Raw genomic sequence first — 19,886 nt, 5'->3', positions numbered from 1 at the left:
ATCAATCCGTATGCGGTGTCGATGAAAACGCGGCGACAACTAGCGTTGCGCCACCTGCAACCGATCCCGCCCATTCTGCTTGGCCCGGATCAGTGCACTGTCTGCCCTGTAGATGGTGAGATCAATAGCTTCATCGGGGCGGTAGGTGCTCAGCCCTGCACTGACGCTGAGCTGGATCTGCTCGTCTCCCTCCAGTCGCAGGGCTCGTACCGCCTCCATGACCCTTTCCACCATACTGGTCGCCTGCTCCAGTCCGGTATTGGGCAACAACAGCATGAATTCCTCGCCGCCCCAGCGCGCACAGAGATCGTAATCGCGCAGTTGCCGGGAAATGGTATCGGCCATCATGCACAGCACCCGATCCCCCATATCATGACCGAAGGCGTCGTTGATGCGCTTGAAATGATCGGCGTCCAGCATCACCAGAGTGAATGGCTCTCTGCCTCGGCGGCACCGCTCCAGCTCCTCGTGCAGCCGCTCCATCAGCAGTCGTCGATTGGCCAGCCCGGTCAGCGGATCCCGCAGTGCGGCTTTTTTCAGCTGCTCGTTAAGCTCGAGCAGGTTGCGCTGATAACGGTCGGAGATGCGGGTAATTTTTTCCAGCCGCCGCAATTGCCTGTCGTATTGCTGCAACAGATCCTGAGTCTGACCGCGGGCCATGTCGTAGCTGCAGTCGGAAATGCGCAGCAACCGTTCCAACCGGGCTCGCTGTTCCCTGTCCCGCTCCAGTAACAGGCTGAGCAGCGGGAGCAGCGGGTTATCCCGGTGTTCGGGATCCGCCAGCAGCCGCTCCAGTTCGGTATCGTCAGGGAGCCGGTCAGTCATGAGGTACGATATCGAAGGGAAAGGTACAGTCTTCCTTGAATTCTTCGGCCAGCTCCACCACCCGCTCGTTATCCGGGTCGTAACACCAGCGCACCCTGACCTCGCGCCCCCGCCCAAAGGCCGCTTCCAGCATATCGAAGATGTCCATCATCGCCTTGACGCTGCTGGTATTCATGTAAATCAGCCGCAGTTCCAGTTGCAGCGGTATCTCGGAGTGATGCAGAAACTGTTCGACCCATTCGATCACTTCCCCGAAGAACTCGAACGAGTTTTCGGGATACGAGTCCCCCTGCATCGTCATCACGCCGCTGTCCGGGTCGCAGAAAATGGTGGGGGTAGACTGACTACCAGTAATGTTTAATGACTTCATAACCGCTTCCGATTTCGTGCTCATATCACCGCCAACAGACTGAAAAAACCCCGGCCCTCACCGGTCTCGACCAGTTTCGCCGCCATCGGACGAGACGACTTGCGAGCCACATCGAGCAGACCCAGCCCGGCGCCACTATGGTCGTTCGTCATTCGAGGCTGACGTAGCTGGGTCTTGTAAGCCGCCTTCAACTCGGCTTTATCCATCTCGGCCAGTTGCTCGATGCGACGGCACAGGGCCCGACCATCATCCAGTTCTACCTGGTTACCGGCCAGTACCATATAGTGGCCTTCGTCGCTGCGGGCCACCACCACCGTGGCCGACCCTTCGGTTTCAGAGTATGCCGCGCGGGTGGCGTAGTGGCGGATATTCTGGGTCAGTTCGATGTAAACCCCGAACACGTCCATCGCCGCAGCGGGAAGCGCCTTCTCCGCCTGCAGGTAGTTTTTCAGCGCATTACCTATTTCTTCAATCAGACTGCGGGAAATAGGTCCGTTGAAACACAATAGTATCTGATTCTGATTAAACTGTTCTCTTATCGACAGCAGGTCAATGGACAGCATATCAATATCCTTATTTAAACGAATCGACTTTAAACGCGAGCAGGGTCATGTCGTCCCGCTGCGGATGCGTACCCCGGTAATCATCCAGTGCCTGCTTGAGCGCCCTGGCCTGCTCTGCCAGCGGCAGGCGTGAATGGGTCAGCAACAGCTCGCGGAACTGGCTGCTGCCCAGCCCAAAGCCCTTGCTGCCGCCGGCCTGATCCAGATATCCATCGGTGGCCAGGTAATAAATATGGTCGCGCTGCAGTTCAATCACTTGATCTTCAAAATAGGCGTCCCGGCGATCCATCAGGGTTCGCCGGCTGCCCTTGAGCTCTTCCACCCGCTCCCCATCACTGTGATAGAGCGACATCTTGGCACCGGAAAAAACCAGTTGCTGCCGGTCCGGAACCACACTGGCCAGGCCCACGTCCATGTTGGTCGCCAGCCCGCGCGGCAACTCGCCGTCCTGCAGCATGCCTTTCAGGATCTGATCGGCCAGTCGCAGTATAGACGCCGGTGAGTCTATCCCCTGCTCGCGAATGGCATGATCCAGCGCCGCCCGCGCCAGCATGGTCATCAGCGCGCCCGCCACCCCGTGGCCGGCGCAGTCCACCACGCCGACCAGAAAGCGTCCCCGCTCGCCGGGGTGAAAGATATAGAAATCGCCGCCCACCACATCACGCGGATGCCAGAGTACGAAATGATGTTCGCCCAGCATCTGGGTCAGCTGGTGATCCGGCAGAATGGCCCGCTGGATCAGGCTGGCATAATCGATGGAATCGTTGATCTGCTGGTTCGCCAGACGCATTTTCTGGTTGGCTTCTTCCAGCTCGTGAGTACGGCTGCGCACCTTCTGTTCCAACTCTGCAGTATGGGCCTGCACCTTGCTTGCCATCACCCCGAAGGCGGCACTGAGATCACCGATTTCGTCCCCCGATGGCGGCGGCAAAGCAACATCATAACGCCCCTGGGCAATGGCGGTGGCCGAGCCCTGCAACCGTCGCAGCGGGGTCAGCATCAGTCGTTCAACCGCATAGGCCAGCGCCAGCAGCAACACCGCCAGCATCATCACAAAGGCCAGCAGGGCCGTATTGATCCAGCCCTCCTCCAGCACCCGGGCGGCGCCGGGATCGACCGCCGTCACCACATACCAGCCGAGTTCGGGCATGAAGCTGAGGGCCAGCAACTGACGCCGCCCGCTCAGGGTAAGCCAGTCGATGCCGACGCTGTCGGGCTCCGCCCTGGCTTGTGCCATCAATTCCTGCAACCGTTGCCGCTGGCCGGTATCGGCAAGCTGAGCCGGCAAGGTTCGACGCTCGGCATCGGCACCGGTGGCCGAGCCCAGGGCAATCAGCGTGCTGTCCGGGTGCGCCTGAAAAGCGCCTTGCTCGTCGATGATCATCGGCGTGACGCCGGCCTCATCGGTGTTGATAAAGTGCTCGATAAAACGGGTCAAATCGATACCGGTGCCGGCCAGCCCGAGCACCCGGCCCTGCTCTTGCACCAGCACGTTCAGCCAGACCCGGGTCGTTTCCAGACGGGTATCTCTGTTGACATTGATGTTGAACCTGTCGCCGCTGGCCAGTGTATTGAAAAACCAGCGGTCGTCGGGATTGTCGGGATTGAGCCGATATTGCGGTTCGCGGCTGAGAGGGGTATCGGGATCATGGTAGTAATAGCCGCGTGACTCGGCGCCGATCACGAAGAAGGAATGACTGCTGAAGTCCTCGGCAAAGCCTCGGCCTCACGAAACAGCAGGGTTTTGTTCTGCTCGTCGTGCTCGTTCTGCAACCATTGCCGCATGAGCACCGAGTCGGCAAAACGCCGGGCCAGCGCCAGATCCCGGGACAGCGGCACCAGAATGTTCTGCCGGTTAAGCTGGGTAAAATTGCGGGCATAGGCCTTGCCAAAATGTTCCTGCACCCCGGCCATCACCTGCCAGCCGATGCCGCCCGCCGGAATAAAGGCCAGCAGGCAGGCGATCAACAGTGCCCATATGGATTTAGCGCGCAGTCCCCTGCCCCAGATAGCCATTGTTTTCCCTTTGCTCTTTTACTGTCGTTATTCCCTTCGCTCTGTTCGCTATTGTTGACGCAACGGCATGAAAACTCAATCCAATAACCAGAAAAGGCGACAGATTGTAACGAATTACTCGCCCTGAACAGGCGGATTTATTTGAATCGGTTCCGGCAGTGCTTATCGATGGTGAAGATAACACCGGGATGATCGTACCGAGGCAGGATGAACAGGAAGAAGGAAGCAGGCGAAAAAACGGCAAGATAAAGAAAACTGCCGCCCGGGGGGCGGCAGCCGATACAGCTGATCAGTCGATGATGTAATCGACCACTTCCAGGCCGAAGCCGGACAGTGCATGGTAGCGCTTGGGCGAACTGAGCAGCTTCATCTTGCCGACACCCATGGCCTGCAGTATCTGCGAGCCAACGCCGACCCGGCGGGAAGTGCCCTGGCGCTTGGCACCTTCGAGACGTTCACCGCGGTCCACCGCCTCGAACTGGCGTACCAGCGACAACAGGTGATCCGGGGTTTCTTCCCGTCCCAGTATCACCAGTACACCGCCTTCATCGGCGATGCGGGCCATCGATTTGCCCAGCGGCCAGGTCCGGGCCGAGTGACGGTCGGTCATCAGAACGTCGGTGAACATATCGTGGATATGCACCCGCACCAGTGCCGGTACCTCGGGTTTGATCTCGCCCTTTTTCAGCGCGAAATGCACCTGATTGTCGATGGTGTCGCGGAAGGTCACCAGCTCGAAGTCACCGTATTCGGTGGGCAGATTGCAACGCGCCACCTGCTCGATGGTGGTTTCGTTCTGGTTACGGTATTCGATGAGATCGGCGATGGTACCGAGCTTGATACCGTGCTGTTCGGCGAAGACTTCCAGATCCGGGCGACGGGCCATGGTGCCGTCTTCATTGAGGATCTCGACGATGACCGACGAGGGCTCCAGGCCGGCCAGCCGCGCCAGATCACAGCCGGCCTCGGTATGACCGGCACGGGTCAGCACCCCACCGTTCTGGGCCTTGAGCGGAAAGATATGCCCCGGCTGCACCAGATCCGCAGGCTTGGCTTCCTTGGCCACGGCGGTCTGTACCGTATGGGCGCGGTCGGCGGCGGAAATGCCGGTCGTTACCCCTGCCGCGGCCTCGATCGAGACGGTAAAAGCGGTGGAAAACTGCTCGGTGTTGCGGCTGACCATTTGGGGAATATCCAGCTGGCGGCAACGGGCTTCGGTCAGGGTCAGGCAAATCAGGCCCCGGCCGTATTTGGCCATGAAATTGATGTCTTCCGGGCGCACGTGCTCGGAAGCCATGATCAAGTCACCTTCGTTTTCCCGGTCTTCATCGTCCATCAGGATGACCATTTTGCCCTGACGGATATCGTCGATGATTTCCTGGGTACTGCTTAAAGCCATGGGGTTCTCCCTTGTAATCTAACGAGACCGCTTATTTCACAAAACCGCTGGCGGCCAGGGTCGCCAGCGTCAGTCCACCCTGTTGCGGCTCGGACGCAGCGGTCAGCAGACGTTCAAGATAGCGGGCAATAATATCCACCTCAAGGTTTACCTGACGGCCCGGCCGCCAGTTGTCGAGGGTGGTTTCCTTTAATGTATGGGGCACCAGGGTCAGTTTAAAGGCCGCGCCGTCCACATCGTTGACCGTGAGGCTGATGCCGTCCACGGTAATGGAGCCTTTTTCGGCGATATAACGCGCCAGGCCGGCGGGCGCCTCGACCCACAGCTCTATGCTGCTGCCCAGTACCGAGCGGCGGGTGATCCTGCCCACCCCGTCCACATGGCCGGACACGATATGGCCGCCCAGCCGGCTGGTGGCCAGCAGCGCTTTTTCCAGATTTACCGCCTGACCGGTGCGATAGCCGGCAAAACCGGTACGGTCGATGGTTTCGCCGGACACATCGGCACAGTAGTAATCCGTGCCCAGCTCGGTCACGGTCAGACAGACGCCGTTGGTGGCGATGGAGTCGCCAAGCTTCACATCCGACAGGTCCAGCCGGGGGCAATGAATACGGATCACCGACTCATTACCCTGGCGGCGAATGTCGGCCAGTATGCCTGTGGCTTCCACTATTCCGGTAAACATCAGTTTTTTACCCTTGCGGTCAGTTTAAGATCGGTGCCCACCCGGCGGCAGTCACGCCACTCAAGCTCCGGCACCTGGCTCATGGCGGTCAGTTCAGGCAGCTCGAACAGCCCGCGGCTGGCAGTCCCCATCAATTTGGGCGCCTGATACAACACCAGTTCGCCCACCAGTGCCGCGCTCAGCAGGGCACCACTGAGGCGAGCCCCCGCTTCTACCCACAGGTGATTAACCTGACGGCGGCCCAGCTCGGCCAGCAACAGCGGCAGGTCGAGCCGGCCATTGTCTGCCAATGGCAGCACGCATTCTTCCACCTGCTCGCCCAGGCCGCCGGTGATTTCTCCGCGCAGCAACAGTATCGGGCCGGGCTGGGCGAACAGCTTGAGACCGGGGGTCAGACGATTGCGGGTATCGATGATCACCCGCAGCGGCTGGCGTAACGCCGATGCAGCGCTCCCGGCTTCCGAATAGCCTGCCTGCACCGACTCGGGCAATTCGTCCCAGCGTACATTGAGGCTGGCATCGTCGGTCAGCACCGTATCGGCGCCGGACAGGGTGGCGCAGCTCAGGGCGCGATGACGTTGTACGTCACGACGGGCGGCGGGACCGGTGATCCACTTGCTTTCGCCGTTGGCCAGGGCGGTGCGGCCGTCCAGGCTGGCGGCCAGCTTGACGGTGACAAAGGGCAGTCCGGTGCGCATGCGGTGCATGAAACCGGTATTGATGGCCTCGGCCGCCTCACTCATCAGCCCGGCCTCGGCGTCGATGCCAGCATCGGTCAGCATGGCCAGACCACGACCGGCCACCCGGGGGTTGGGATCCACCGAGGCCGCCACCACCCGCGCCACGCCGGCATCGATCAGCCCCTGAGCGCAGGGCGGGGTACGACCGTGATGGGAACAGGGTTCGAGGGTCACATAGGCGGTGGCGCCTCTGGCCGCGGGGCCAGCCTGACGCAGGGCAAAGACCTCGGCGTGGGGGCCGCCGGCTTGCTGGTGATAGCCTTCGCCCACCAGGATGCCGTTTTGCACGATAACGCAGCCCACCGACGGGTTGGGGCTGGTGGTAAAGCGCCCGCGCCGGGCCAGTTCAAGCGCCCGGGACATCCAGCGCGCATCTTCGGAATTAAACACTCATTGCTCCAGTCGGGCTATTTCCTCGCCGAATTGGCGCAAGTCTTCGAAACAGCGATAAACGGAGGCGAAACGGATATAGGCTACCTTGTCGAGCTGTTTCAGCTCTTCCATCACCAGGTTGCCGATAAGTTCTGATTTGACTTCTCGCTCGCCGGTGGCGCGCAACTGGGACTTGATGTGGCTGACCGCCTGCTCGATGGCTTCGGTGCTGACCGGGCGTTTTTCCAACGCCCGCTGCATACCCGCTTCCAGCTTGTCTTCGTTGAAAGGCTCACGAATACCGGTGGTCTTGATCACCTTTGGCATGACCAGTTCGGCGCTCTCGAAGGTGGTAAAGCGCTCCTTGCAGGCGTTGCATTCCCGCCGACGGCGCACCTGCAAACCTTCTCCCACCAGGCGGGAGTCGATGACCTTGGTTTCGGTTGCGTGACAGAAGGGACAGTGCATGGCGCCTCCATGGGCTGAATTCGGTCGTTAGTGTAAATAAGCAGGCATCAGATTGCCAGAATGAAACACGGCTGTAACTTGGTTTGTGACCGGGTACAAAAACGGGGTCCGAAGACCCCGTTTTTCTCATTCATCAACCAGTATGCAATTACGCATAAACCGGATGGCGACGGCAGATTTCCAGCACCTGCTCTTTCACCCGGGCGATGGTGGCGTCGTCGTTGATGTTGTCCAACACGTCACAGATCCAGCCGGCCAGCTCGCGTACGTCGGCTTCCTTGAAGCCACGACGGGTCACCGCCGGGGTACCGATACGGATACCGGAGGTCACGAACGGAGAGCGCGGATCGTTGGGCACGGCGTTCTTGTTCACGGTAATGAAGGCGCGGCCCAGGGCGGCGTCGGCTTCCTTACCGGTGATGTCCTTGTCGATCAGGTCGAGCAGGAACAGGTGGTTGTGAGTACCGCCGGAAACCACCTTGTAACCGCGCTGCTGGAAAGCATCGGCCATGGCCTGGGCGTTCTTCAGCACCTGACCCTGGTATTCCTTGAACTCGGGCTCCATCGCTTCCTTGAAGGCAACGGCCTTGGCAGCGATGATGTGCATCAGCGGGCCGCCCTGGCCACCGGGGAAGACCGCGGAGTTCAGCTTTTTCTCCAGCTCTTCGTTGTTGGCGGCAGACAGCACCAGACCGCCACGGGGGCCGGCCAGGGTCTTGTGGGTAGTGGTGGTTACCACGTGAGCGTGAGCCAGCGGGCTCGGGTAATGACCGGCGGCAATCAGACCGGCAACGTGGGCCATGTCCACCATGAACCAGGCGCCGACCTTGTCGGCGATTTCACGCATGCGCGCCCAGTCGACGATGCCGGAGAAGGCAGAGAAACCACCGATGATCATCTTCGGCTTGTGTTCGACCGCCAGACGCTCCATTTCTTCGTAATCGATCACGCCGGCTTCGTTGATGCCGTAAGGCACGATGTTGTACATCTTGCCGGAGAAGTTGGCGGGAGAGCCGTGAGTCAGGTGACCACCGTGAGCCAGGTTCATGCCCATGACGGTATCGCCGGGCTTGACCAGCGCCATGAACACGGCGGAGTTGGCCTGGGAGCCGGAGTGCGGCTGTACGTTGGCGTAGGTTGCACCAAACAGCTGCTTGGCGCGCTCGATGGCCAGTTCTTCGGCGATGTCGACATATTCACAGCCGCCATAGAAACGCTTGCCCGGATAGCCTTCGGCATACTTGTTGGTCAACTGAGAACCCTGAGCCTGCATCACGCGCGGGCTGGTGTAGTTCTCGGAAGCAATCAGCTCGATGTGCTCTTCCTGACGCTGGGTTTCATCACAGATGGCCTGCCACAGCTGAGGATCATAATCGGCGATATTCATGTCACGCTTTAACATCCGTCTCTCCTGACTCACATGGGGGTGTTTACTGAAATCCCGAGTTTACCCTTTAGGCCGGGTTCGGCCTAGCCCCGGACGCCAGTTAACAACATTTATTTATCTTTAAGTTGAAAATTTTACAAAAAGTTGAAGGGAATGCAACACCGAAACAGCACCACGTTCACCGGAATCGGGGTAGATATAGCCGTTAAACCCGATAGAATGGATGCTTTAGTCGCTAGACCGGCCCTCAGGAGCCGTTGAGGAGAATATGCAAGATTTCATGGTTACTTCGCACCGTCGTGCCGAGCTTTATCACTGGTTTACCGCCCTGTTTGCCGCCCCGCTGGCCGACGACGAGATCTGCGAATTCGATGGTTATGACATGCATGCCTTCCTCGACAGTCTGGCTACCCTGGATCCGCTGCACGAGGCCGCCGAAGCCTTTCGCCGGCAAGCCGGTCGGGTACTGCAACTGGCTCAGCCCCAGGCCGAATTGAGCGAACACTATCGCCGCCTGTTTGATCAGCCTTCGCTGCTCGACACCTCGTCGCTGACTCAACCGGAAGACGAGGCGATGATCATGATGAGCATCTTGCTGCACCAGCACGGTACCCGCCTAGAGGACGACGATCCGCTCAACGCCTGCAACCAGCTGGAAATGATGGCCACCCTGGCCCAGGCTGCCGCCACCTCCGACGACGAAGCCGAACGCATCGCGCTGCTGGACCAGCAGCGCGAGCTGGCCAACCAGTTGTTGATCGACTGGCTGCCGCCCTTTGTCGACGGCTGCGAAAAAAAGGACCCCTTCGGTTTCTACGCCGCCGCCGCCGCGCTGTTGCTGGCCATGTTCAGCATGGATATCCATTATCTCAACAATGTGGCGCAGTAATGGTGGCGCAATAATGGCTTTTAACAAGAACCGCAAGAGCAATCCCTCGCCCAAGACCCGGGAGGAGGCCGAGCGTGTCGCCAGGGCGACCCAGCGTCCGGGCCAGACCAAGGAACAGACCCGGCTCATCGCGCAGGGCATTCAGAAAGGCATAGAAGAGTACAAGAAGCAGCACAAGGCCCGTGCCCGTGCCGCCGACAAGGCCAGAAAGCAGCAGAGCCGCCAGCCACCACAAGACACTGATGCGGGTACCGAGGCCGACCACGGCGTCGACCAGCCGATGCCGGCACCCGCCCGCTCGTCCTGGCTCCCCTGGCTGTTGCTTGCCCTGAGCTGGGCCGGCTTTGCGCTTTACTGGTGGCAGCAACAGTCCGGTTAACCGACAGGAGCCCGACCATGGCATTCAGCTTACCCGAACACAGACACACGGCCTCAGGCCAGGAACGCCGCCTCGGCGTCGAGCTGGAACTGAACGGCCTGCCACTGACCCGGCTGGCCGGGCTGGTGGCCGAACAACTGGATGGTCACCTGCTCCCCCGGTCGGAGTACGAAATCGAAATCGACACCTCGCTCGGCCTCTTCAGGGCCGAGCTGGACTTCGATTATCTCAAGCGGCTGGCCCGGGTTCAGCTCCGGCAACCTCCGGGTGAACTGGAGCAGGCCGCCACCGAACTGCTGGGCACCCTGGCCTTTCAAGTGGTACCGCTGGAGCTGGTCAGCCCGCCACTGCCACTGTCCCGGCTCGACAGCCTGACGCCGCTGTTCGAGCGACTGCGCGCCAGCGGTGCCAAGGGTACCCGCCACGCCCTGCATTACGCCTTTGGCCTGCACCTGAATCCCGAACTGCCGGACACCGACGGCGTCACCCTGCTGCGCTATTTCAAGGCCTACCTGTGTCTGCACGACTGGCTGGAGCAGCACGAAGACATCGTTGCCGCCCGCAAGCTGTCGCCCTATATCCGCGGTTTCGCCAAGGACTACAGCCGACGGGTGATCGACCCCGACTACTGGCCCGATTTGTCACAGTTCAGCGAAGACTACCTGGCCGCCAATCCCAGCCGCAATCGATCGCTGGATTTGCTGCCCATGCTGGCCTGGCACAACGAAGCCCGGGTGCAGGAGGTGGTACAGGATGACAAGGTCAACAAGCGGCCCACCCTGCACTACCGGCTGCCCAACTCCGATATCGACAACCCACTCTGGTCGTTGCAGCACGCCTGGGCAGGATGGCTGCAGGTAGAAGCGTTGGCCAACGATGAAGGCCGGCTGGAACAGCTGTGCCGACACTATGCCGCTCACCTGGACAGCATGACGCCCGACTTTCTCGATCCCTGGAAGCTCAAGGTCACGCCTTGGCTCCGCTGATTGGCGTAACCGGCCCCGACAGCCGGCTGCCACTGGCCTGGTGGGCTACCCGGCTGGCCATTTTTCTGGCCGGTGGCCGGGCGTTGCGGCTGACCCCCGCCACCTTCCTGCCCCACAAGCGGGACAAGCTGCAGGGGCTGATCATCGGTGGCGGCGATGACATCGACGCCGCGCTGTACGGCGATGACACCGGCCGGGCCCCCGCCGATCCCGAACGGGACGCCTTCGAAATAGAACTGATCGAACATGCGCTGGATACCCAGTTGCCGTTGCTCGGCATCTGCCGCGGTGCTCAGCTGATCAACGTGGTGCTCGGCGGCTCCCTGCATTCGGATATCCGGCCGTTGCGCCGCCATACCTCCAACCGACGCACCCCCCTGCCACGCAAGACCGCCATCGGCTGTGGCCAGGGCCGGCTGCATGACATCATTCGCCAACCACGCTGGCGCATCAACAGCCTGCATCATCAGGCCGTCGATCGCCTGGGTGAGGGGCTGAGCATAGTGGCCCGGGATCTGGACGGTTTTGTACAGGCAATAGAAAGCCGAAGCCAGGATCCTCACTATATGCTGGGAGTGCAGTGGCATCCGGAATACCTGCCCTATCTCGGCCATCAGCGCGCCATCTTCCGCACCCTGGTCCGGCTGGCCCGGACAGCCAGACCCGAGCGACTCTATGATTGATTATGTGCTGGTGTTTGCCAGCAGCCTGATCGCCGCCACCATAGCGCCCTTTTATTCCGAGGTGGTGCTGGCGGCGGTGCTGACCCGCCAGCCCGATGCCGCCATGCTGCTGTGGGCCCTGGCCAGCGTCGGCAACACCCTGGGTTCGGTCATCAACTGGTGGCTGGGCAAATACCTGCTGCATTACCGACACAAGCGCTGGTTTCCCATCAAGGACAAACAGCTGGAGCGGGCCCAACGCTGGTTTCAACGTTTCGGAGTCTGGTCGCTGCTGCTGGCCTGGGCGCCGGTGGGCGGCGATGCCCTGACCTTTATCGCCGGCATCATGCGGGTACGGCTGGCGCTGTTCGTGCTGCTGGTGTTCATCGGCAAGGGGCTGCGCTACCTGATCGTGATTTATTTTGCCGAGCAACTGCTGCTGTAATTCGTACGCAGAGAAAAGCATGCGCGCCGGCTCTCCCGGCGCGAAAAACCATCAGCAGACACAGCTCACCCGGAAAAATCACCAGCAAAAGCAACAACATTCAAAAAGAATAATAAACACAGGCGCAACAAGTGATTGTATAGTATTGCCATGTTGTTACTTTCTAGCCAAAAGTCTAATTGATTCAAGCGACCTTATGGGTCACCTTGTTAACGAATGGTTACCGCACCAAGGAGTGGAAGAATGAGTGAAGTCAAGGTTCATCCGGTAAAAGCACACATTGCCAAGGATGCCTTGCTGGACAATGCCAGCTATCAGGCCCTGTATCAGCAATCCATCGACAACCCGGAGGGATTCTGGGGCGAACAGGGCAAAATCCTCGACTGGATCAAACCCTATACCAAGGTGAAGAACACCTCTTACGATCCCGGCCACATCAGCATCAAGTGGTTTGAAGACGGTACTCTTAACCTGTCCGCCAACTGTATCGACCGTCATCTGGCTACCAAGGCGGACGACGTGGCCATCATCTGGGAAGGCGACAGCCCTTACGACGACAAGAACGTCACCTTTCGCGAACTGCATGAACAGGTGTGCCGCTTTGCCAACGTATTGAAGGCTCAGGGCGTGAAAAAAGGTGACGTGGTCAGCATCTACATGCCGATGGTGGTGGAAGCCGCCGTGGCCATGCTGGCCTGTGCCCGCATCGGCGCCGTGCATTCGGTGGTATTCGGCGGCTTCTCTCCCGACGCTCTGGCCAGCCGCATCGCCGACTCCCGGGCCAAGGTGGTGATCACCGCCGACGAAGGCCTGCGTGGCGGCCGCACCGTGGCGCTCAAGGCCAACGTGGATCTGGCCCTGGCCAATCCCAAGGTTACAACCGTCGACGCGGTGATCGTCTATCGCCGTACCGGTGGCGATATTGCCTGGCACGAGTCCAGAGATATCTGGTGGCACGAAGCCACGGCGGAGGCCAGCGCCGATTGTCCGCCCACGGAAATGGCCGCCGAAGATCCGCTGTTTATCCTCTACACTTCCGGCTCCACCGGCACCCCCAAAGGCGTGTTGCACACCACCGGTGGCTACCTGGTGTATGCGGCCATGACCTTCAAGTACGTCTTCGACTACCACGAGGGTGACGTCTACTGGTGTACCGCCGACGTGGGCTGGATCACCGGCCACAGCTACCTGATCTATGGCCCCCTCGCCAACGGCGCGACCACCCTGCTGTTCGAGGGCGTGCCCAACTATCCCAAGACCAACCGCATGGCGCAGATCGTCGACAAGCATCAGGTCAACATTCTCTATACTGCGCCCACCGCCATCCGTGCCTTCATGGCCAAGGGTGACGAAGCGGTGGAGAACACCAGCCGTACCAGCCTGCGCGTGCTGGGTTCGGTGGGCGAACCCATCAACCCGGAAGCCTGGGAATGGTACTACCGGGTGATCGGTGACGAGCGTTGCCCCATCGTCGATACCTGGTGGCAGACCGAGACCGGCGGCATCCTGATCACCCCGTTGCCCGGTGCCACCGATCTCAAGCCCGGCTCCGCCACCCGCCCCTTCTTCGGCGTGCAGCCGGCGCTGGTGGATGGCGAAGGCACCGTGCTCGACGGCGTCACCGACGGCAATCTGGTGATCCTGGACTCCTGGCCCGGCCAGATGCGCACCATCTACGGTGATCACGACCGCTTCGAGCAGACCTACTTCTCGACCTTCCCTGGCACCTATTTCACTGGTGACGGCGCCCGTCGTGACGAAGACGGTTATTACTGGATCACCGGCCGGGTAGACGACGTGCTGAACGTGTCCGGTCACCGCATGGGCACCGCCGAAATTGAATCGGCACTGGTCGCCCACCCGAAAATCGCCGAAGCGGCGGTGGTGGGCGTGCCTCACGAGATCAAGGGCCAGGGTATCTACGCCTACGTCACCCTCAACGCCGGCGAAATCCCCACCGCCGAGTTGCACAAGGAGGTGAAAGACTGGGTACGCAAGGAAATCGGCCCCATCGCCACCCCGGACATCATCCACTGGGCCGAAGGGTTGCCCAAGACCCGCTCCGGCAAGATCATGCGCCGTATTCTGCGCAAGATTGCCACCGGCGAGACCGACTCTCTGGGCGATACCTCTACCCTGGCCGATCCGGCCGTGGTTGACCGCTTGATCGAGGAACGCAGCCGGGTCGCCTGACCGACACGGCATTAACCCATTAAACGCCGCCTGCGGGCGGCGTTGTTGCCACCACGACTCCGAACTCCCGCCCATCCGGCCACCCCGATCGAACCTGCAACTGCATGACCGAAGCTGTCGCACCCACGGCCTTCACTCGCTACATTGCGTCTTGGCGGTATCATCCCGACCGCACCCGATACCGGAAGGCAGTCACCATTACCGGGCTTCAGGCCGCGATCAGTGATTAGACCAGTAAATTGCTGCCAATTTTCACGAAATCACTATAATTGGGCGCGCTGGGTCGAACCGTACGATTTTATTTGCCAGTAATGGGTAAAAACGGCTAGGCTCCCTATTGCTCGATGTTAAACCGCAAGATTGACGAGGATTGCCGCATAATGACCGATAAATTCCGAATTCTGTTGCTGAACGGACCCAATCTTAATCTTCTGGGCCAGCGCGAACCCGGCATCTATGGTCAGAACAGCCTGAACGACATCGTTGCCCGCCTGACCGAACAGGCAGCCGAGCGCGATATCGAACTCAGTCACCTGCAATCCAATGCGGAACATCAACTGATCGACGCCATCCACCAGGCCTATGGCAGGCAGGATTTCATCATCATCAATCCCGCCGCCTTCACTCACACCAGCGTTGCCATCCGAGATGCCCTGCTGGGGGTTAACATCCCCTTTATCGAGGTGCACCTGTCGAATGTGCATGCCCGTGAGCCTTTCCGCCATCACTCTTACCTGGCCGACAAGGCGGTGGGGGTGATTTGTGGCTTCGGCGCCGATGGTTACGAATTTGCCCTGGAAGCGGCGGCTCGTCATCTGACCCGTCGTTAACTCATCAGCACAGTACTAACATAACAAGAGAACGCTCATGGATATTCGTAAAATCAAGAAACTGATCGAACTGGTAGAAGAATCCGGCATCGCCGAGCTGGAAATTTCCGAAGGCGAAGAATCCGTTCGCATCAGCCGTTACGGTAACCCCGGCCAGGTCATGCAGCCCCAGTATCAGATGCAAGCCGCTCCGGCCCCGGCCGCACCTGCTGCTGCACCGGCCGCACCTGCTGCCCCGGCCGCCGAAGCCGCCGCCCCGGCAATGAGCGGTCATGTCATGCGTTCCCCCATGGTCGGTACCTTCTACCGCGCCTCCAGCCCCGGCGCCAAGAACTTTGCCGAAGTCGGCCAGACCGTGAATGCCGGTGACACCCTGTGCATCGTTGAAGCCATGAAAATGATGAACCAGATCGAAGCCGACAAGTCCGGCGTGATCAAGGCCATCCTGATCGACAATGGCCAGCCGGTCGAGTTCGACGAGCCGCTGTTCATCATCGAATAAGGAATTCTCATGCTGGATAAAGTAGTCATCGCCAACCGCGGTGAAATTGCCCTGCGGATCCTGCGCGCCTGTAAAGAACTCGGGATCAAGACGGTCGCGGTACATTCCACCGCCGACCGTGAGCTCAAGCATGTACTGCTGGCGGACGAGTCCATCTGTATCGGTGGCAATCAGTCCCATCAGTCATACCTGAACATTCCCTCCATCATCGCCGCGGCCGAAGTGACCGATGCGGTCGCCATTCACCCGGGTTACGGCTTTCTGGCAGAAAATGCCGACTTTGCCGACCAGGTCGAGAAGTCCGGCTTCGTGTTCATCGGTCCCCGGGGCGACACCATTCGCCTGATGGGCGACAAAGTGTCCGCGATCGAGTCCATGAAGAAAGCCGGCGTGCCCTGTGTGCCCGGCTCCGATGGCCCCATCGGTGACGATGCCAAGAAAAACGCCACCATCGCCAAGCGCATTGGCTATCCGGTGATCATCAAGGCCGCCGGTGGCGGCGGTGGTCGCGGCATGCGCGTGGTACGCAACGAAAGCGAGCTGGAGAAATCCATCGCCATGACCAAGGCCGAGGCGGGTGCAGCCTTCGGCAACGACATGGTGTACATGGAAAAATTCCTGGAAAACCCGCGCCATATCGAGATCCAGGTTCTGGCCGACGGTCAGGGCAAGGCCATCCATCTGGCCGAGCGGGACTGCTCCATGCAGCGCCGCCACCAGAAGGTAGTGGAAGAGGCGCCGGCCCCGGGCATTACCGCCGAAATGCGCAAGTTTATCGGCGATCGCTGCTGCAAGGCCTGTGTCGATATCGGCTACCGTGGCGCCGGTACCTTCGAGTTCCTGTATGAAAACGGCGAGTTCTATTTCATCGAAATGAACACCCGTATCCAGGTAGAGCATCCGGTTACCGAGATGATCACCGGGGTCGATCTGATCAAGGAGCAGCTGCGCGTCGCCGCCGGTCTGCCCCTGTCCATCACCCAGGAGCAGGTCATGGTTCGTGGCCACGCCATCGAGTGCCGGATCAACGCCGAAGACCCGAAGAGCTTCGTGCCGAGTCCGGGCGAGATCACCCGCTTCCACTCTCCGGGTGGCCTGGGTGTGCGCTGGGATTCCCACATTTATGCCGGCTACAAGGTACCGCCCTACTACGATTCCATGATCGGCAAGCTGATCTGCTACGGCGAAAACCGCGACATCGCGATCGCCCGCATGACCCACGCCCTGAACGAGCTGGTAATCGAAGGTATCAAGACCAATATCCCGCTGCATAAAGAAATCATGAGTGATGAAAATTTCCGCAATGGCGGCACCAATATTCATTACCTCGAGAAGAAGCTGGGTCTGTAAGACACTGCTGATGGAAAACGGCGCCTGCGGGCGCCGTTTTTGTTTGTGACGACGGCGTTTTCCCCTCGCCGTCCTTTACCGTTAAAATGGCGCCTCTGCCCCCACCTGAAGAGAGACAGTATGACTATCCATCGCATCAACCCCAGCCAGCGCTGGTCCGACATTACCGTATTCAACGGCATCGCCCATTTCGTCGAAGTACCCGAGTCCGACCTCGACGCCGACATCCAAGGCCAGGCCGCCCAGATCTTCGCCCAGGCCGAGCAGGCCCTCGCCAAGATCAACAGCGACAAGACGCGTCTGCTGTCGGTCACCATCTACCTGACCGACTTCGCCAACCTGCCGGCCTTCAATGCCGCCTGGGATGCCTGGTTCGAACCGAATACGGCCCCCAGCCGCGCCTGCGTCAAGGCGGAACTGGCCAACCCCGACTATCTGGTCGAGCTGGCCTTCGTCGCCGCGGCCGGTGACGGTTACGCCGGCTGACGATGCCAACCGGCGGCAGGGGCTCTCCTGCCGCCGCTGACGGGCGCACCGCGTTGATCCCGGCACGCCCCCGCTGTTATTCTCCGGCCCCCTTCTTGTGGAACATCAAAGATGACCAATATCGTATCCATTGCCCGCCGGGAAGCCGGCCTGAGCGTGGCGCTGGCGCTGCTGTATATGGCCGGCTGGTGGCTGAGCGCCTACGCGGTGCCACCCGGGCTGATGCTGGGCGACTGGCCGCTGTGGTTTGTGCTGAGCTGCCTGTTCAATCCGCTGCTGTTTGTCGGACTCTGTGTACTGATGGTGCGGCTCAGCTTCAGGAACATCATGCTGGAAGACGACCCCGAGTCCGGCCAGGAGCGCAGTCTGGGAGACAAGCCATGAACCTTGAATTGCTGATCCCGCTGGCCTGTTACCTGGCGGTCATGATCGGACTGGGCTTCTGGCTCAGCCGTCGCCCGCAGCAAGGCAGCTTCGTGCAGGACTACTTTCTAGGCAACCGTTCCATGGGCGGCTTTGTGCTGGCCATGACCATGGTGGCCACCTATGCCTCTGCCTCCTCCTTCATCGGCGGGCCCGGTGCGGCCTATCGCATGGGGCTGGGCTGGGTGCTGCTGGCCATGATCCAGGTGCCCACCGTCTGGCTGACCCTGGGCGTGCTGGGCAAGCAGTTCGCTCACATCGCCCGTCGGGTCAACGCGCTGACCATCAACGACATGCTCTATGCCCGCTATCGCAGCCCGCTGGTGGTGATACTGGCGGCACTGGGCCTGCTCGCCGCCTTTGTCGCCACCATGGTGGTGCAGTTCATCGGTGGCGCCCGGCTGCTGGAAACCGTCACCGGCCTGCCCTACCAGGGGGGGCTGATCATCTTCGCCACCACGGTGCTGCTCTACACCCTGATTGGCGGCTTTCGGGCCGTGGTGGTCACCGATGCGGTACAGGGCGTGCTGATGCTGCTGGGCACCCTGGTACTGCTGGCCGGGGTATTGCACGCGGGCGACGGGGCCGGCGCCATGTTCACCGCCCTGGCCGAGATCGATCCGGGCCTGGTAGAGCCCCGGGGGCCGGACGGCTTTCTCGGTGCCAGTTTCATGCTGTCGTTCTGGGTGCTGGTGTGCTTCGGCGTTATCGGTCTGCCCCATTCGGCGGTGCGCTGCCTGGCCTACAAGGACAGCGGCGCCATGCACAAGGGCATTATCATCGGCACCCTGGTGGGGGCCCTGCTGATGTTCGGCATGCATTTCGCCGGCGCCCTCGGTCGGGTGCTGGTGCCCGAACTCACGGTACCCGACAAGGTGATGCCGACCCTGATGCTGACGGTGCTGCCGCCCATCGTGGCCGGGCTGTTTCTGGCCGGCCCCATGGCCGCCATCATGTCGACCATCGACTCCCAGCTGATCCAGGCCTCCGCCACCCTGGTGAAGGATCTGTATCTCAACTACCTGAGCCGTACCCCACCCTCGCCCACCGCCATCAAGCGCGCCAGCCGACTGGTAACCCTGGTACTGGGACTGATCGTACTGTGGGCGGCGCTGAGCCCGCCGGACATGATCATCTGGCTCAATCTGCTGGCGTTCGGCGCCCTGCAGGCCATCTTCTTCTGGCCGCTGGTGCTGGGCCTGTACTGGTGGCGCGGCAACGCCACCGGCGCCCTGGCGTCCATGGTCACCGGCGCCGTCTGCTACGGCCTGCTGACCAGCTTCGGCATCAAGGTGCTGGGATTGCACGCCATCGTGCCCAGCCTGACCCTGTCGGGCCTGGCCTATGTGTTCGGCTCGCTGTTGACAGCGCCCCCCACCACCGAAGTTCGCCAGCTGTTCGGTCGTGACTGACTGATAAAGTCGGACAAAGGGCCCGCTCCGCCGACTCGCCGTAAACCCATATATGGACACCTCGCTTTTCGCAAGTGAGGTTTCCGTGTTTTTGGCTATCAGGATTAACTGCACCCGTATATTCGGCCTGTTTTGATGAGTGAGACTTCTGCTCACTCTGGCCCTAATGAGAACCGCGCCCTTGCTGCCTATCGTCCCTACGGAGTTCAGACTCCTGGGGTTCACCCGGCGTTTGCAAGGGCCGGTTTAACCTGTTGCCTCATACACGTCTACCGCATCGCGTTTTATCGGGGTGTATTACTGCTGCTTTTCCTTCCTGCTTAACGTGGTTTAATGCTGTATCTTCGTTTCAGTTCATGCTGCCCGGTAGTGCTCCTGCCGGAATAACATGACCCAGATAATGCGTGCCAGCTTATTGGCGGTGGCCACGGCAGCGCGTTGCTTGCCTCGTCGCTCCACCAGCTGTTTGGTCCACAGCGATAACCGGTCTTCGGCCTTGTCCAA

Annotated in this window: 22 protein-coding genes and 1 pseudogene; 12 read left to right on the top strand and 11 right to left on the bottom strand. The window is 60.5% G+C overall.

From position 1 onward, the window contains the following. Positions 1-39: 39 nt before the first annotated feature. From siaD to glyA, 10 genes are all read right to left on the bottom strand, one after another. Positions 40-825, bottom strand: a complete 786-nt coding sequence (gene siaD, locus BFR47_RS01950; RefSeq protein WP_071471510.1) for a biofilm regulation diguanylate cyclase SiaD — start codon at positions 823-825, stop codon at positions 40-42. After that, positions 818-1,195, bottom strand: a complete 378-nt coding sequence (siaC, locus tag BFR47_RS01945; protein WP_071471509.1) for a biofilm regulation phosphoprotein SiaC — start codon at positions 1,193-1,195, stop codon at positions 818-820. The genes siaD and siaC overlap by 8 nt, the downstream gene beginning before the upstream one ends. A 20-nt stretch (positions 1,196-1,215) precedes the next feature. After that, positions 1,216-1,758 (bottom strand): biofilm regulation protein kinase SiaB, encoded by a 543-nt coding sequence (gene siaB / locus BFR47_RS01940; RefSeq protein ID WP_071471508.1) that lies wholly within the window; start codon positions 1,756-1,758, stop codon positions 1,216-1,218. A gap of 10 nt (positions 1,759-1,768) precedes the next feature. Further along, positions 1,769-3,442, bottom strand: a complete 1,674-nt coding sequence (gene siaA, locus BFR47_RS01935) for a biofilm regulation protein phosphatase SiaA (RefSeq protein WP_245748761.1) — start codon at positions 3,440-3,442, stop codon at positions 1,769-1,771. Continuing rightward, positions 3,439-3,774, bottom strand: a complete 336-nt coding sequence (locus BFR47_RS18440) for a hypothetical protein (protein WP_245748760.1) — start codon at positions 3,772-3,774, stop codon at positions 3,439-3,441. Before BFR47_RS18440 ends, siaA begins: the two co-directional genes overlap by 4 nt. 289 nt (positions 3,775-4,063) lie before the next feature. Then, entirely contained in the window at positions 4,064-5,173 is a 1,110-nt protein-coding gene (gene ribBA, locus BFR47_RS01930; RefSeq protein ID WP_071471507.1) for a bifunctional 3,4-dihydroxy-2-butanone-4-phosphate synthase/GTP cyclohydrolase II, read from the bottom strand. Positions 5,174-5,204: 31 nt separating this feature from the next. Then, positions 5,205-5,858 (bottom strand): riboflavin synthase, encoded by a 654-nt coding sequence (locus tag BFR47_RS01925; protein ID WP_071471506.1) that lies wholly within the window; start codon positions 5,856-5,858, stop codon positions 5,205-5,207. After that, entirely contained in the window at positions 5,858-6,988 is a 1,131-nt protein-coding gene (ribD, locus tag BFR47_RS01920; protein ID WP_071471505.1) for a bifunctional diaminohydroxyphosphoribosylaminopyrimidine deaminase/5-amino-6-(5-phosphoribosylamino)uracil reductase RibD, read from the bottom strand. The genes BFR47_RS01925 and ribD overlap by 1 nt, the downstream gene beginning before the upstream one ends. Beyond that, the gene (gene nrdR / locus BFR47_RS01915; RefSeq protein WP_071471504.1) at positions 6,989-7,438 is read right to left on the bottom strand and encodes a transcriptional regulator NrdR; all 450 of its coding nucleotides are present in this window, start codon (positions 7,436-7,438) and stop codon (positions 6,989-6,991) included. A 148-nt stretch (positions 7,439-7,586) separates the two neighbouring features. Further along, complete coding sequence (glyA, locus tag BFR47_RS01910) at positions 7,587-8,840, bottom strand: serine hydroxymethyltransferase (RefSeq protein ID WP_071471503.1); 1,254 nt, start codon at positions 8,838-8,840, stop codon at positions 7,587-7,589. Positions 8,841-9,093: 253 nt separating this feature from the next. Between glyA and BFR47_RS01905 the strand changes: the two genes are divergently transcribed. From BFR47_RS01905 to panF, 12 genes are all read left to right on the top strand, one after another. Further along, the gene (locus BFR47_RS01905) at positions 9,094-9,714 is read left to right on the top strand and encodes a molecular chaperone TorD family protein (RefSeq protein ID WP_071471502.1); all 621 of its coding nucleotides are present in this window, start codon (positions 9,094-9,096) and stop codon (positions 9,712-9,714) included. A gap of 13 nt (positions 9,715-9,727) precedes the next feature. Continuing rightward, positions 9,728-10,093 carry a DUF2956 domain-containing protein gene (locus tag BFR47_RS01900; RefSeq protein ID WP_071471501.1) on the top strand — a complete coding sequence of 122 codons (366 nt, stop codon included), beginning with the start codon at positions 9,728-9,730 and terminating at the stop codon, positions 10,091-10,093. 17 nt (positions 10,094-10,110) lie between these two features. Next, positions 10,111-11,079, top strand: a complete 969-nt coding sequence (locus BFR47_RS01895; RefSeq protein ID WP_071471500.1) for an amidoligase family protein — start codon at positions 10,111-10,113, stop codon at positions 11,077-11,079. Then, complete coding sequence (locus BFR47_RS01890) at positions 11,067-11,762, top strand: gamma-glutamyl-gamma-aminobutyrate hydrolase family protein (RefSeq protein WP_071471499.1); 696 nt, start codon at positions 11,067-11,069, stop codon at positions 11,760-11,762. The genes BFR47_RS01895 and BFR47_RS01890 overlap by 13 nt, the downstream gene beginning before the upstream one ends. After that, positions 11,755-12,186 (top strand): YqaA family protein, encoded by a 432-nt coding sequence (locus tag BFR47_RS01885; RefSeq protein WP_071471498.1) that lies wholly within the window; start codon positions 11,755-11,757, stop codon positions 12,184-12,186. Before BFR47_RS01890 ends, BFR47_RS01885 begins: the two co-directional genes overlap by 8 nt. A gap of 243 nt (positions 12,187-12,429) precedes the next feature. Beyond that, on the top strand, positions 12,430-14,379 hold the full coding sequence (gene acs / locus BFR47_RS01880; protein ID WP_071471497.1) for an acetate--CoA ligase: 1,950 nt from the start codon (positions 12,430-12,432) through the stop codon (positions 14,377-14,379). A gap of 380 nt (positions 14,380-14,759) precedes the next feature. Continuing rightward, positions 14,760-15,209, top strand: coding sequence for a type II 3-dehydroquinate dehydratase (gene aroQ, locus BFR47_RS01875; RefSeq protein WP_071471496.1), 450 nt, complete (start codon positions 14,760-14,762; stop codon positions 15,207-15,209). Positions 15,210-15,246: 37 nt separating this feature from the next. Beyond that, positions 15,247-15,711, top strand: a complete 465-nt coding sequence (gene accB / locus BFR47_RS01870) for an acetyl-CoA carboxylase biotin carboxyl carrier protein (protein WP_071471495.1) — start codon at positions 15,247-15,249, stop codon at positions 15,709-15,711. Positions 15,712-15,720: 9 nt separating this feature from the next. After that, on the top strand, positions 15,721-17,061 hold the full coding sequence (gene accC, locus BFR47_RS01865; RefSeq protein WP_071471494.1) for an acetyl-CoA carboxylase biotin carboxylase subunit: 1,341 nt from the start codon (positions 15,721-15,723) through the stop codon (positions 17,059-17,061). Between the two features lie 120 nt (positions 17,062-17,181). Continuing rightward, positions 17,182-17,547, top strand: a complete 366-nt coding sequence (locus BFR47_RS01860; RefSeq protein ID WP_071471493.1) for a RidA family protein — start codon at positions 17,182-17,184, stop codon at positions 17,545-17,547. A 111-nt stretch (positions 17,548-17,658) separates the two neighbouring features. Next, a complete protein-coding gene (locus BFR47_RS01855) occupies positions 17,659-17,931 on the top strand; it encodes a YhdT family protein (RefSeq protein ID WP_071471492.1) in 273 nt (90 codons plus the stop codon). Beyond that, positions 17,928-19,382 carry a sodium/pantothenate symporter gene (gene panF / locus BFR47_RS01850; protein WP_071471491.1) on the top strand — a complete coding sequence of 485 codons (1,455 nt, stop codon included), beginning with the start codon at positions 17,928-17,930 and terminating at the stop codon, positions 19,380-19,382. The genes BFR47_RS01855 and panF overlap by 4 nt, the downstream gene beginning before the upstream one ends. Positions 19,383-19,736: 354 nt before the next feature. Here the strand turns inward: panF and BFR47_RS18435 are convergent. After that, a pseudogene (locus BFR47_RS18435) lies at positions 19,737-19,886 on the bottom strand (IS110 family transposase); the annotation flags it as partial.

It is taken from the genome of Oceanisphaera psychrotolerans, assembly GCF_001870485.1.
GTDB classification, from domain to species: Bacteria; Pseudomonadota; Gammaproteobacteria; order Enterobacterales; family Aeromonadaceae; genus Oceanimonas; species Oceanimonas psychrotolerans.
The sequence above is the reverse complement of the archived record's forward strand: the minus strand, read 5'-3'. Positions and strand labels throughout refer to the sequence as shown.

Excerpts from the sequence above, each read along its gene's own strand:
- siaD (WP_071471510.1), bottom strand. The coding sequence starts at position 825 with ATGACTGACCGGCTCCCTGACGATACCGAACTGGAGCGGCTGCTGGCG.
- siaC (WP_071471509.1), bottom strand. The coding sequence starts at position 1,195 with ATGAAGTCATTAAACATTACTGGTAGTCAGTCTACCCCCACCATTTTC.
- siaB (WP_071471508.1), bottom strand. The coding sequence starts at position 1,758 with ATGCTGTCCATTGACCTGCTGTCGATAAGAGAACAGTTTAATCAGAAT.
- BFR47_RS18440 (WP_245748760.1), bottom strand. The coding sequence starts at position 3,774 with ATGGCTATCTGGGGCAGGGGACTGCGCGCTAAATCCATATGGGCACTG.
- ribBA (WP_071471507.1), bottom strand. The coding sequence starts at position 5,173 with ATGGCTTTAAGCAGTACCCAGGAAATCATCGACGATATCCGTCAGGGC.
- BFR47_RS01925 (WP_071471506.1), bottom strand. The coding sequence starts at position 5,858 with ATGTTTACCGGAATAGTGGAAGCCACAGGCATACTGGCCGACATTCGC.
- nrdR (WP_071471504.1), bottom strand. The coding sequence starts at position 7,438 with ATGCACTGTCCCTTCTGTCACGCAACCGAAACCAAGGTCATCGACTCC.
- glyA (WP_071471503.1), bottom strand. The coding sequence starts at position 8,840 with ATGTTAAAGCGTGACATGAATATCGCCGATTATGATCCTCAGCTGTGG.
- BFR47_RS01905 (WP_071471502.1), top strand. The coding sequence starts at position 9,094 with ATGCAAGATTTCATGGTTACTTCGCACCGTCGTGCCGAGCTTTATCAC.
- BFR47_RS01900 (WP_071471501.1), top strand. The coding sequence starts at position 9,728 with ATGGCTTTTAACAAGAACCGCAAGAGCAATCCCTCGCCCAAGACCCGG.
- BFR47_RS01895 (WP_071471500.1), top strand. The coding sequence starts at position 10,111 with ATGGCATTCAGCTTACCCGAACACAGACACACGGCCTCAGGCCAGGAA.
- BFR47_RS01885 (WP_071471498.1), top strand. The coding sequence starts at position 11,755 with ATGATTGATTATGTGCTGGTGTTTGCCAGCAGCCTGATCGCCGCCACC.
- acs (WP_071471497.1), top strand. The coding sequence starts at position 12,430 with ATGAGTGAAGTCAAGGTTCATCCGGTAAAAGCACACATTGCCAAGGAT.
- aroQ (WP_071471496.1), top strand. The coding sequence starts at position 14,760 with ATGACCGATAAATTCCGAATTCTGTTGCTGAACGGACCCAATCTTAAT.
- accB (WP_071471495.1), top strand. The coding sequence starts at position 15,247 with ATGGATATTCGTAAAATCAAGAAACTGATCGAACTGGTAGAAGAATCC.
- accC (WP_071471494.1), top strand. The coding sequence starts at position 15,721 with ATGCTGGATAAAGTAGTCATCGCCAACCGCGGTGAAATTGCCCTGCGG.
- BFR47_RS01860 (WP_071471493.1), top strand. The coding sequence starts at position 17,182 with ATGACTATCCATCGCATCAACCCCAGCCAGCGCTGGTCCGACATTACC.
- BFR47_RS01855 (WP_071471492.1), top strand. The coding sequence starts at position 17,659 with ATGACCAATATCGTATCCATTGCCCGCCGGGAAGCCGGCCTGAGCGTG.
- panF (WP_071471491.1), top strand. The coding sequence starts at position 17,928 with ATGAACCTTGAATTGCTGATCCCGCTGGCCTGTTACCTGGCGGTCATG.